Here is a 12,661-nt window from a genome sequence, read left to right on the forward strand (position 1 = left end):
ATGTTGAATTTTAGGTGCTAATGAAGAAAAATATTTTAATATTTTGCAGGTAATTAGTTTCAACCCTAACTTTTGTCGCAATTTTGGTTTAATTTTAGACGATTGAAATATCTTAAGTGAGTTTGATTTCTGTTGGATGTAAGTATTTTGATTGGAGTGAATATGTCATTTCAGAATCAGTGTTTCTGCAATATAGGGCATAGGAAAAAGAGCACCAAAATTGGTGCTCTTTAGCTGTTAAATCCGCTCGCTTACTCTACTTAGTCACAAGTCATCCATCAGTCGTAAGCCGTAAGTTATAAGCCATAAGCATAAGTTTGATGTGACCCCCTAAAGTGGACACCTTATATAAGCGATAAGTTAGAGTAACCAAGCGTAGCTGAGTTTCATAAAGTAGGTCTGCTCGTCTCTTGTGAGTGTGTCTATGTTGTTATTTGACTGCATACCGTCAGAGTAACCCAGATAGAAAACACTCTGTGGGTTGAGTTTGTAACCGTATAGGACCTCATTGCCCAGATTTTGTTGACTCTCTTTGGGCGTATAATAGAGGTATAAACTTGGATCCCGTTGAATATCTGTGTAGATACTGGAAATGCGAATGAAGTTGCTGATGTTGAAATACCAGCTGAGGCGCACGTCTGTTAAGTTAGCGGTGAACAAGTTGCCTTCATTCACATCTAATCTGCGATACATATGGGATAGTTCCAGAGACACGCTGTCGGTGATATTCCATTCAACTTCCGGATTGATTAACAGCTGAGTGCCTAGTCTGTCATTACTATAATCAATGCTGTCGCCGTATTCTGCATCCAGTTCGAGACTTATTTGCCTGGCGGGAGTAAACGAGGAATAGAGCCAGCCGATATTTTCGGTAAACATCTGAGTGTTACCTTCGATTGCCAGAGTAGAAGCATCGTGTCGCCTACCTACATGCTTTCGATTTATAAAGCCAATGGCGGTGTAGCTTTGCATCGAGGCTTCAAACTCTATTTTGGCTTCTGCCTCCTGTTCGATTAGCTCGCCTGCTTGATTGTGGCTGATATCCCAATCACCGCGGAGTTCAATACGGCTGAAGCTTGAATTAAGGGGGTACCAGATATAGCCTCCCCCCGCGACAAACTTAGTCACATCGACTCGGCTGATAAAGCCTAAGTCGGCCCTGAAATCGTCACCAGCCGATTCATATTGGGTAAAGGCATACCAGTTGCGGCGTTTATGGATGTATTTCAGTCGATAGAAATCATCACTGATCTCTTGGTCTAGTTTGGTACGCAACACGCGCTCGTTGGTGCCACAATCGCCAAGTTCACATGAATTGTCCGGCAGACAGGTATCTTGCGAACAGAACTCCTTGAACAGATCAACGGGATATTCAGTGGTTGAAAATACATATTGAGCGGTTAAGGTATCGTGTTGTGTGGGCTTATATTTCACATCACCACTGACCACATAGTTATGGTATTGCTCACTTTGTTTGGCGGTGACCAGTGCGCCAATAGAAAGCTCACTGCCAAAGTCGGCTCGGTATCTGCCTGCAAGGTTATGGCTTTCTTCGTCGATACTGGCGATATCTGAGCTCAAGTTACCCGGCACCAGAAAGTTGGTCTTAGTATCGTTGGTGGCCATCAGGGCAAAGGTGTGGTTATCGACCTTACTGGTGAGCTTGACTCCGTAATCCGGTGAGACAATATTTCGGGTATGCAGCAGTTGCAGTTGAGTATCGAAGTAGTCTTTGTTGTCGAGGAAGAAGGCACGCTTCTCGGGGTAGAAGAGGGCGAAGGTGCTGTTAATATCCAGCTGACCCGCATCGGCTTCGACCTGTGAAAAATCTGGGTTTATGGTGGCACTGAGCAAGGTATTTGGGGTGATCCCCCAGCGAATATCCAGCCCAGGCTCTATATTGTTATCACTTTTCCATTCCTGGCTTGGGTCTAAGTCTCTTTGACTGCTTCTGTTCATCACCAGTGACGGCGTGAGCTGCAGATCTTGGCCTGACTCTAAACCTTCAAGGCCTGTCGATGTGCCTAACTGGCAGAGCTGACAGTTATTGTTTCTGTCAATGGAGTGGCTGGACAATCTGTGGTTTTTATCTCTTGGATAAAAACGAATAAACTCAATCCCCCAAGTCTGGATGTCCAGACTACTATCGAAATTAAACAGTCTTAGGGGCAGCTCCATCTCCACAAGATAACCTTGAGGTGTTTTTCGGGCACTGCTGTGCCAAATCCCATCCCAGGCATTACTCTCTTGACCGGTAAGCTCGTTCTCTATGGAGTCCATTTGTACGCCATAGGGGTTAACGAAAAACTGATAAGCGAGGCGCTCATCATTGAAGGTGTCTAGCTTAATACCCACCAAGTCATCGCCCCAAAGGGAGTCGCGGTCGGTGATATTGGCGCGGATAAGGTTACTGCTGGCAGAGGAATCTGGGTCTTGAGCCACAAAGGAGACAAATAAGCTGGTTTCAGTGGCAAAAATTTTGACCTGAGTCGCCACGGGAGCGGCGATGTTCTCCCCTGGACTGGTCTCATATTTTAGCTCGGTAATAGAGGCTTGTAGCCACTGGGGCTCATCGAGCCGTCCATCTATGGTTGCGCCTTGTTCTAGCGTCACAATATCGATATGAAATTGCTCACTCGTCCCTGAAAAAACGGAAAACGCGCAGCTTGATGTCACTAAAAGAAGGGTAGAGAGCAGAGCTTTAGATATCGCGGTCGATGGCATAATGTGACTACTACTGGCTTTATGTTATTTTTATGTGTGCGGATTGTGACAGCTGGTGGCGTTTATGCGAAGTGCTAACTGGTCGGGAAATGTTACAAAAATTGTCAGCATTAGAATCAAGTCTGATTACATTTCCTATTTGGTCCTTTATTTAAGCTGTTGAAAATATTGCTTTGTTGATTATTATCTTCCCGCGAAGCATGTGTGAATACCTCAACTAGATGGTGAACATGGCGAAGTCATGTGTTTATTAATGATTGTCATGAATGCCGATTAGGCCTTAAGAGTGGTCAGTATTTGTATGGGGCTTGTTGCAAAACATCTGATGTTATTCGCTCTGAGTCTATTGTTTTCATTTGATGTTATTAATTATCGGTGTCACTGTCGCTAAACCTATGATAGATATAGCGTGACGTAAGTTAATAAGCCTCTGAATTAAGATTCTCCAAGGCTGTCATGCCATTTACTGTGAATATCGCCCGCCAGCACATGGTTCACTTATTAGAAGGGCGTTAGCTGAGGTTAGAGATGGGAGAAGCTTCTAATACTATGGATTTTGTTAATCACCCACGATACGGAAACAAGCCAGTTGTCTCTGAGTACAATTTTTCTTCATCTGAGATAAACAGTGCTCACTGGAGATACCAAAGTGTTAAGTATTTCCCTGACACAGACAAGCAATACTATGCTGTATATCCTCGTACCAAGTATGTGGATATAGAGGAGCTGTGTGAAGTCTGTAAAAGGCCATTTATTTTTTATGCCTTAGAACAAAAACACTGGTTTGAAGAACTTGGATTCTATATAGATGCACATTGTACAAGGTGTATTGATTGTCGAAAAAAAGATCAAGAAATAAAGCAAATGAAAAATTCATACTATAATCTTGTTTTAAATAAAGATCGCTCTCCAGAAGAGACTAAAACCTTAAAAAATGTCGCGCTTGAACTTTTTCAATTAGGCATAATTAAGGACAAGACAAAAATTGATAGAATTAGCTAACAAATGCCTTCCAGCTTGCTACGCAGTTGAGGCGGGAGTTAGTTGGCAAAGGAGAATATGGTGAAAGTTGATGATATTAGAGTTTTTATTCCTAGCAAGGATTACGAGGTTTCTAAATCCTTTTATCAAGCATTGGGCTTTGAAATGGATCATGTCACCGATGATTTATCTTTATTTCAAAATGGTGAATCTAGTTTCTTTTTACAAAAATTCTACAACGAAGATTTAGCTAAAAACTTAATGTTGCAACTCTCTGTTGTAGATATAAACGATGCCTTTGAAACTATATCGAATTTAGATGGATTCGATATAAAGTATCAGCCAATTAAATCGGAACCTTGGGGTCAAGTCGTGTATCTGTGGGGGCCGTCAGGTGAGCTTTGGCATGTCACAGAGTTTAGCAACAAATAAAAATGGTATAAAGGAAAGGGGCTGGAGCGAATTAGGCCCTTAGAATAACTGAAGACAATTTTACTCATCAATGTCAGCTTAACCAGACCCAATGCTCTAACTGATTTTTGTCAAAAACGAGTTGAAAGAAAGATAGGACCGGCACATCTTTAAACTAAGTGTATTATCACCACGGAGTGCTGCGCTTACACGGAGAACACGGAGATAAAGATGAAGATCTCCAAAGGCTTTAGCTGTTGTCTTTCTTCGTGTCCCTCAGGGTTCTCCGTGGTGAATCGCTTTGTTCAGTTTTTAAAATGCCTTTGGAGTAAGAGCTAGTGACTAGCTAATTTATGTCCAAAAACGAGTTACTAATCAGTAAAATCATAAATCGAAGAATGAGCTTTCTCTAAACAATAACAGGTGTGAACACGGCTGCGAGCTTCCAAAACATGGACGTTTTGGCAGAGCCCACAGGGAAGTGTTCACGGCGCCTCACAGAAGTGTTTGCACTTAAGCCCACGGCAGGTGATGAATAAACATTAAGCTATGATACTGAGTACGCTAACAAGTACCCGTTAAGCCCAATGAAACAATCAAAAAGGATACTTGAAACTTGTTATCCGACAAGTAACAGGTTTTTGTTCAGCAAAGAATTAGAGATATTGGCCGTTCTAGGCATACCTGCCTTGATGACATTTGTGCATCCTTGCACTGTACTCGCAGCAATCACAGCAGTAACCGTTCCCACGTCAGAGTTGAATCACAGCTCACCCTGGTTCAAAGTAAAAGTGCAGTTATTCACTGCATCTAACTGGCATCTAGCATCAAGCTAGCACAAACACTCAGTTGCCAAATGAAACTAAACCTTAAATCCAAGGCTTAAATAAAAACCTTAAATAAAGCCTTAAATCGCAACGTTAACCGGAGACGTTAATCCGGTGCTATTTCCGGGTGTTTATAAGCTTCACGATACTTATCTACCCACATGGCTGTCGCGCCACAGATAGCCACTGGCATTACGATAAAGTTAACTATGGGGATCATAGAGAACAGGGTAACGGCGGCGCCGAAACTGAAACTCGTTCCCTTAGTTTGATTGAGAGCGAATTTCATGTCGGGGAAGGATACCTTGTGGTTATCGAAGGGATAATCACAGTATTGTATCGCCATCATCCAGGCACTAAACATGAACCAGATTATGGGGGCAAATGTTTGACCGACAAAGGGAACCCAGAACAATATCAGGCAGATAATGGCTCTAGGCAGATAATATTTGAGTTTTATCCATTCTCGGCCCAAGATCCTAGGTAGATCCTTAACCAGATCTAAGCTTGTGCCGGTATTGAGATCTTTGCCTGTGAGGTGTTGCTCGACTTTTTCGGCGAGTAGGCCATTAAAAGGTGCGGCAATCCAGTTCATGACAGAGCTGAACAGAAAAGACAGCAGCACCACTAAGGTGATCACGGCCAGAGGCCAGAGCATAAAATTGAGCCAGCTTAAGTAGTCGGGAAGCTGATTCGATAACCAGGTGAAGGCATTATCTAATTGACCTATGGCAAAATAGATAACGCTGGCAAAGACAAGCAGGTTAATCATTAAGGGAATAAATACAAAGCTTCTTAGCCCTTTAGTCTTGATCAGACTAAATCCATCGAGGAAATAGTTAACTCCGCTCTTGGTCGTTGCTTGGGTTGTTTTGGGGTTCATAAATTGATTCGATCACCGTTCCATGTAAACTTAATAAGATTGTCATCCACCCACATGATGAAGACAAGCAGTAAATGGGCCATGGCTCAATAAAAACGTGACAAAAATCTGCCTGTTTTGGTAGAATAGCCCCATAAAACCAACTCTAAACAAGCTCTGCTCGGTAAAATTAAATTTAGTTTATTTTTCCCAGAAACGACCTAACTGGCACCATGAGACTCAAACAGATAAAACTTGCTGGATTTAAGTCGTTTGTCGATTCAACTAAGATCCCCTTTCTAAATCCCCTAAGTGCCATCATTGGCCCTAATGGCTGTGGTAAATCTAATATCATAGATGCCGTGCGTTGGGTATTAGGCGAAAGCTCGGCTAAGCATTTACGTGGCGACTCTATGGCCGACGTTATCTTTAATGGCTCGACGGCTCGTCGTCCTGTATCTGTGGCCAGTGTCGAGCTGAGCTTCGAGAACTTAGATGGTCGATTAATGGGGGAATACTCCAGCTATCAAGAAATTGCCATTAAACGTCAAGTTAGCCGTGATGGAGATTCCAGCTACTTCTTAAATGGTCAGAAGTGTCGTCGTAAAGACATTACCGATCTGTTTATGGGTACGGGTCTTGGCCCGAGAAGCTATGCGATTATTGAGCAGGGGACGATATCAAGATTAATCGAGTCTAAACCTCAAGAACTCAGGGTGTTTATCGAAGAAGCTGCGGGGATCTCTCGTTATAAAGAGCGCCGACGTGAAACCGAAAATCGCATCCGTCACACCAGAGAGAACTTAGATCGTCTCGGTGATATTCGTAATGAGCTGGGTCGCCAGTTAGAGAAATTAGCTGAGCAAGCCTCGGAGGCGAAGCAATATCGTGAGCTGAAGCAGTCTGAGCGTCAGTTAGACTCAGAATTATTCGTGAGTCGCTATCTCGAGCTTATCCATCAAACCGAGAGACTGACCTTAGACGTGAATCGTCTCGAGTTAGCTAAGGCGGAGGTGGAGGCTGAGAAAGAGCGCACCGAACTCGAGTTGACTCGGCTCAATGTACAGCTAGTAGAATTAGATGGTGAAGAACAAAAACGCGTCGAGTCTTTCTACCTCTCAGGTACCCAGATAGCTAAACTTGAGCAAGAACTTAAGCATCGTCAGCAACAAGACTCACATGTTGAGCAACGCATTACGGGTATCGTTCATAAGCTGAACCAACATAAAGATAAATTATCTTCTGATGAGACAAGTCAGCAGGCATTGAGTGAGGAGCTGGTTCTCAAACGGCCTCAGATAGAACAGACTCATTTGTCTTTGACCCAAGTTACTGCCGACTTGAGTGCACATGAGCTTAAAGCCGCTGAATCAAGAACTCTGTTATCCGAACACAAAGAAAAAGTTTCCTCCTATCGATTAGCCTATGAAGTATCACGGGGTAAATTGTCACATCAAGGCATTATGTTGGAGCAGACAAGGGCTCAGCTTTCTAGCATAGAGCAAGATGCTGCGGGGCTCCTGAAACAAGAAGATGTCAAGATTGGACAAGATAATCTTGGTCGATTAACTCAGTGGCAAATCGATGCCATGGAGCAAGGTGAGATCAATGATGAATTGGATCAGAAGCTAACCGATCTTCTACAAAGCCAAGTTAATCTCAAGGCTAAACAGGAAGCCTTGAGTCAATCTCTCGCCGAAGAGCGAGGTCGGTTGGCCTTAATTACTAAGCTACTGCTCGATGACGAGAATCAATCGGGTGCTAAAGCCCTATGGCAGCTTATTAATGTTCAGCCTGGTTGGGAGAAAGCGGTAGAGCTGATATTCGACGGTTTACTGAAAATGCCAGCGGGTGTGGAGAAAGGTGAGTTTGGCTTTGAAGGGCTTATATCTCAAGAGTGGCATGGAATGAGCAGTAATGCCAACCTCTCACCTTGGTTGAGTCTGATACGATGGGCCGAAACGCTGGAACAGGCTAGAGAGCTAGTGTCTGGGATTAGTGAGCACGAACGTATAGTGACTGCGGATGGCTACCTGTTAGGTAAAGGCTTCGTGATCAAAAAGGGCACAGATTCAGGCTCCTTGGTTCAACTTAAACGTGAGCAAGAAGCGTTAGATGTCAGTATTGATGATAGTGAAGCCTTACTTAGTGAACTTAACAATCAAGGCCATGGTTTAGACGCTAATATCACGCCGTTAAAAATAGAGCTGGCATCGGGCATTGACACTCTGCAGAAGCTCAATGTCTCCATTGCTAGATTGACTGTGCAGATAGAAGCGGACAAACAGCGAAATAAAGACCTAAGCCAGCGCCGAGAGCACTTGGTCTCTGAACTTGCCCGACTAAAAGTACTGCTTAATAAGCAGCAAGAGGATGAGGTGAGTGTTCTTGCTAACCTAGATAATGCACAATCTAGCCTGAAGCAAGGTGAGCAAGCGCAAACTAGCTTAGTTAAAGGGCTTGATGAACAAGTCGACTCGGTAGGTGTCTTTAAAGATAAATACCAGCAAGTGCAACAAGCAGATCGTGATTTGAGCCAGGTATGCCAGACATTAACGACTAAGCTGGCGCTCAATGAGCAGTCCATCAATCAGCAGCGCGTTCGTATCGAAGAGCTGACCTTAGCTAAATCCGCGCTTGAACATCAACTTGTTGAGCAAAATGTGGCCAGTGAAGATGGTCAGTTAAGCAGCTTAAAAGAGCAGTTAGGTCAGGCACTGGCACAGCAACAAACTAAGCAGGTCGAACTTGCTAGGTTGCGTCAGCAGCAAACTAAATTGCAAGAATCGTGTGATAGCTCAGGAATAAAGAAAAAACAACAGCTTGGCAAGACAGAAGACTTGACTCAGTCTATCAGCACGTTAAAGTTACGTCGCGAAGGTTTGAAAGGTCAGGCTGATAGCCAACTGATGCAGCTTAAAGAGCAAGATATTGAGTTGGAGCAAGTCAAATCTTCGCTAGATCTGAAAAAGAGTTCTCAGGTTCGTCAACGAGAGCTTGAAAGGATCCGAGCTCAAATTATTCATCTAGGCGCTATTAACTTGGCCGCTATTGAAGAATATGAACAGCAAGGTGAACGTAAGAACTATTTAGATAGCCAAGATGAAGATCTTACTTCGGCCTTGACCAGTCTGGAGGAGGCGATACGTAAGATAGATAAAGAAACCAAGAGTCGCTTTAAAGATACCTTCGATAAAGTGAATAAAGATTTGGGTATACTCTTTCCCAAGGTTTTTGGCGGTGGCAGTGCCACGTTGGCTCTGACCCATGATGATCTACTCGAGGCTGGAGTGACCATTATGGCTAGACCGCCAGGGAAAAAGAATAGTACGATCCACCTTCTTTCTGGTGGAGAAAAAGCGTTAACCGCATTATCATTGGTATTTGCGATATTTAGGCTTAATCCAGCACCATTTTGTATGCTAGATGAAGTTGATGCGCCTTTGGATGACGCAAACGTCGATAGATTCTGTCGATTAGTGAAAGAGATGTCTCAGACTGTACAATTTATTTTTATCAGCCATAACAAGTTAACGATGGAAATGGCTGACCAACTGATAGGAGTTACTATGCATGAACCTGGAGTTTCACGCATAGTTGCTGTTGATATTGATGAAGCGGTGGCACTGGCCGACGCTGGATAACATAGGAAAGACAGGGTACCCAATGGAAAATTTGCAACTTGTATTATTCGTTTTAGGCGCAATAGCTATTATCGCCGTACTTGTGCATGGTTTTTGGTCCATTAGAAAGCAACAACCTAAATCAATCAAAAATAGCGCCATTACTGGCTTAAACAAAGAGGAGTCCCCAAGTCGGGATTCACAAGGCTTTGATGTCGACGGTATTGGTCAAGTCAGGGTTTTTAAAAAAGAACAGAGTCTAGATGAAGAAGCCTTAACTGAGGCGGTGAATTTTAATTCGGTAGAGAATGAGAGCCATTTTTCATTGTCAGATCAGCCGAAACAGAAGATGAATCGCCAGAGACAAGAGCCAGTATTATCAGCTCAAGATTCTGAAGACCTCAATCAGATGGAACTTGGACTCGGACAAGAAGCTGTACTGGCTCAAAGTGTTCAGTTTGACGGTGAAAGTGCCGTACTTGAGGCTGAATCATTGGTAGAGACAGCGACACCTAAATCTACACCTACTTATGCTACACCTGTGACTGAACCTAGAATAAAAACCGCAATAAAACCTCAGGCTAAAATAGAGCCAGAGGTTGTAGAGCAAGAGACCTTAGTCGAACCAAGGGATGTATTGGTGCTGCATGTCGTTGCTGCAGAAGGTCAGGAATTAAATGGCGCCGAATTGTTACCGAGTTTGCTCACGCTTAACTTTAAGTTTGGTGACATGAATATTTTCCATCGTCATCTAGATAATGCTGGCACAGGCAAGGTGTTATTCTCGCTGGCGAACATGGTAAAACCTGGTATTTTCAATCCAGATGAAATGGAACAGTTCAGCACCGAAGGTGTGGTGTTATTTATGACATTACCTTGTCATGGTGATCCCTTGATGAACTTCTCGATTATGCTCAATTCTGCACAGCAGCTTGCAGACGATTTAGGTGGTCAAGTACTCGATGGCGGACGTGATGCCTGGAGTGAAACCACCAAGCAAAGCTATCTGCAGCGTATTCGAGCTCAAATTTCTTAAATATCGCCCAACAGACTCATTGATTTTAGAAAGGCCGCTTTTGCGGCCTTTCTCATGTTTATCCGGACCTACTTATGCAAAATGACAAGATTCAAGACCATGCTTCATTCAATATCCAAGCAGTGGCTCAAGAGATAGCCGAGCTTACCGATATCTTAAATGGCCATAACTATTGCTATTACGTTGATGATGCTCCTAGCATTCCAGATGCTGAATATGACCGTTTGCTTAAGCAGTTAAAAGTACTGGAAACAGCGCACCCAGAATATTGTTTTCCTGACTCACCGACCCAGAGAGTGGGTGGTGTGGCCCTGGCCAAGTTCGATCAGGTAGTGCACCTTAAACCTATGCTCAGCCTGGACAATGTCTTTAGTGATGAAGAGTTTGAAGCTTTTTATAATCGAATTAATGACAAAACGGATACCGCGCCGACATTTTGTTGCGAACCCAAACTCGATGGGCTGGCTGTTAGCATCTTATACCGAGATGGTATCTACGAGCGAGCAGGGACCCGGGGCGATGGCAAAACCGGCGAAGACATTACCGAGAATGTCCGTACCATACTCTCTATTCCAATGAAGCTGCGGGGCGAAAACTTTCCGCCGCTATTGGAGGTACGTGGTGAAGTGATCATGCCTAAGCAAGCATTTGATTCACTGAATGAGCGTGCCAGAGCCAAAGGCGAGAAAGAGTTTGTTAACCCACGTAACGCAGCGGCTGGTAGTTTGCGTCAATTAGATAGCAAGATAACTGCTAGTCGAGCACTGGGTTTCTACGCATATGCGCTCGGTGTGGTTGAGCCTGAAACTTGGGAATTGGCCGATCATCATTATGACCAATTGATGCAACTTAAATCTTGGGGTTTCCCGGTTAGCGCCGAGGTGAAGCAATGTGATAGCGTCAAGGATGTTATCGCTTATTACACAGATATCATGACTCGCCGCAGTTCATTAGCCTATGAAATAGATGGCGTGGTGATCAAGGTCGATAATATTGACCAGCAAGCCATGTTAGGTTTCGTTGCCAAGGCGCCTAGATGGGCAACAGCGTTTAAGTTTCCGGCACAAGAGGAGATGACTTTACTCGAAGGCGTTGATTTTCAGGTCGGGCGCACTGGCGCCGTGACCCCAGTGGCCAGGTTAAAACCAATCTTTGTTGGCGGCGTCACGGTATCGAATGCGACGCTGCACAACGCCGATGAGATCGCCAGATTAGGCGTTAAAATTAAGGATACTGTCATTGTTCGCCGCGCTGGCGACGTGATCCCACAAATCGTGGCTATTGTGGCTGACAAACGCCCGGATGATGCCAGTGAGATAGAATTCCCCACAACATGCCCAGTGTGTGACAGTTTGGTCGAGCGTCTTGAAGGCGAGGCGGTTGCTCGGTGTACCGGTGGACTGTTTTGTGAAGCTCAACGAAAAGAGGCAATCAAGCATTTCGCTTCTCGCAAAGCCTTAGATATCGATGGCATGGGCGATAAAGTTGTCGAGCAGCTTATCGATAAGGAATTAGTCGAGAGCCCCGCAGACCTGTTTAAGCTGTCAGCATCGGCCATGACCATGTTGGACCGCATGGGACTTAAGTCGGCGACCAATTTGGTTAAGGCCATCGAGGTGGCAAAACAGACAACATTTTCCCGTTTCCTCTATGCACTTGGAATACGTGAAGTCGGTGAAGCAACCGCTGCTAATCTAGCGAGCTATTTTAAGAGTTTAGATAAGCTTAAAGCCGCCAATGCCGAGGAGTTTATCAAGGTTGATGATGTCGGTATTATTGTGGCTCAGCATTTGACCCATTTCTTCGCTCAGGAACATAATTTAGCGGTTGTGGATAGTCTTATCCAAGCAGGGGTGAACTGGCCCGCGATTGAAGAGGTCGCTGAAGAGTCTTTGTCGCTTAAAGGACAGACCTGGGTGTTAACTGGCACCTTGACGCAGCTTAACCGCAACGATGCTAAGGCCCAGTTACAGGCTTTAGGGGCTAAGGTCGCAGGTAGCGTGTCTAAAAATACCAGCTGTTTAGTGGCGGGAGAGGCGGCAGGATCTAAACTGACCAAGGCTCAGGACCTAGGTATAAAGATACTGGATGAAGAGGGCTTGCTCGCGGTGCTCGCCGGGGAATAATGTCAACTCACCTTTTTAACGCCTTTAAACGCCATCTCTGATGGCGTTTTTTATGCTTTATTACCCAGCTA

7 protein-coding genes are annotated in these 12,661 nt (G+C 44.4%); 5 read left to right on the forward strand and 2 right to left on the reverse strand.

What is annotated here, in order from left to right:
* Window positions 1-360: 360 nt before the first annotated feature.
* Window positions 361-2,724, reverse strand: a complete 2,364-nt coding sequence (locus SVI_RS07775; protein WP_013050935.1) for a carbohydrate binding family 9 domain-containing protein — start codon at window positions 2,722-2,724, stop codon at window positions 361-363.
* A gap of 528 nt (window positions 2,725-3,252) precedes the next feature.
* On the opposite strand from SVI_RS07775, the gene SVI_RS07780 reads away from it, so the two are divergent.
* Window positions 3,253-3,726, forward strand: coding sequence for a zinc-ribbon domain-containing protein (locus SVI_RS07780; protein ID WP_013050936.1), 474 nt, complete (start codon window positions 3,253-3,255; stop codon window positions 3,724-3,726).
* A 57-nt stretch (window positions 3,727-3,783) separates the two neighbouring features.
* On the forward strand, window positions 3,784-4,137 hold the full coding sequence (locus tag SVI_RS07785) for a VOC family protein (RefSeq protein WP_013050937.1): 354 nt from the start codon (window positions 3,784-3,786) through the stop codon (window positions 4,135-4,137).
* Between the two features lie 912 nt (window positions 4,138-5,049).
* Here SVI_RS07785 and cysZ read toward each other — a convergent pair.
* Window positions 5,050-5,826, reverse strand: coding sequence for a sulfate transporter CysZ (gene cysZ, locus SVI_RS07790; RefSeq protein ID WP_013050938.1), 777 nt, complete (start codon window positions 5,824-5,826; stop codon window positions 5,050-5,052).
* A gap of 212 nt (window positions 5,827-6,038) precedes the next feature.
* Here cysZ and SVI_RS07795 point away from each other — a divergent pair, with 212 nt between their 5' ends.
* From SVI_RS07795 to ligA, 3 genes are all read left to right on the forward strand, one after another.
* Window positions 6,039-9,449, forward strand: a complete 3,411-nt coding sequence (locus SVI_RS07795) for a chromosome segregation protein SMC (RefSeq protein WP_013050939.1) — start codon at window positions 6,039-6,041, stop codon at window positions 9,447-9,449.
* A gap of 22 nt (window positions 9,450-9,471) precedes the next feature.
* Window positions 9,472-10,464 carry a cell division protein ZipA gene (gene zipA / locus SVI_RS07800; protein WP_013050940.1) on the forward strand — a complete coding sequence of 331 codons (993 nt, stop codon included), beginning with the start codon at window positions 9,472-9,474 and terminating at the stop codon, window positions 10,462-10,464.
* A 74-nt stretch (window positions 10,465-10,538) separates the two neighbouring features.
* Entirely contained in the window at window positions 10,539-12,590 is a 2,052-nt protein-coding gene (gene ligA, locus SVI_RS07805) for an NAD-dependent DNA ligase LigA (protein ID WP_013050941.1), read from the forward strand.
* Window positions 12,591-12,661: the final 71 nt, after the last annotated feature.

Origin of the sequence: Shewanella violacea DSS12 (genome assembly GCF_000091325.1) — a bacterium.
GTDB classification, from domain to species: domain Bacteria; phylum Pseudomonadota; class Gammaproteobacteria; order Enterobacterales; family Shewanellaceae; genus Shewanella; species Shewanella violacea.

What these genes read in the sequence shown, in the direction of transcription:
- SVI_RS07775 (WP_013050935.1), bottom strand. Translation starts at nt 2,724, where the DNA reads ATGCCATCGACCGCGATATCTAAAGCTCTGCTCTCTACCCTTCTTTTA.
- SVI_RS07780 (WP_013050936.1), top strand. Translation starts at nt 3,253, where the DNA reads ATGGGAGAAGCTTCTAATACTATGGATTTTGTTAATCACCCACGATAC.
- SVI_RS07785 (WP_013050937.1), top strand. Translation starts at nt 3,784, where the DNA reads ATGGTGAAAGTTGATGATATTAGAGTTTTTATTCCTAGCAAGGATTAC.
- cysZ (WP_013050938.1), bottom strand. Translation starts at nt 5,826, where the DNA reads ATGAACCCCAAAACAACCCAAGCAACGACCAAGAGCGGAGTTAACTAT.
- SVI_RS07795 (WP_013050939.1), top strand. Translation starts at nt 6,039, where the DNA reads ATGAGACTCAAACAGATAAAACTTGCTGGATTTAAGTCGTTTGTCGAT.
- zipA (WP_013050940.1), top strand. Translation starts at nt 9,472, where the DNA reads ATGGAAAATTTGCAACTTGTATTATTCGTTTTAGGCGCAATAGCTATT.
- ligA (WP_013050941.1), top strand. Translation starts at nt 10,539, where the DNA reads ATGCAAAATGACAAGATTCAAGACCATGCTTCATTCAATATCCAAGCA.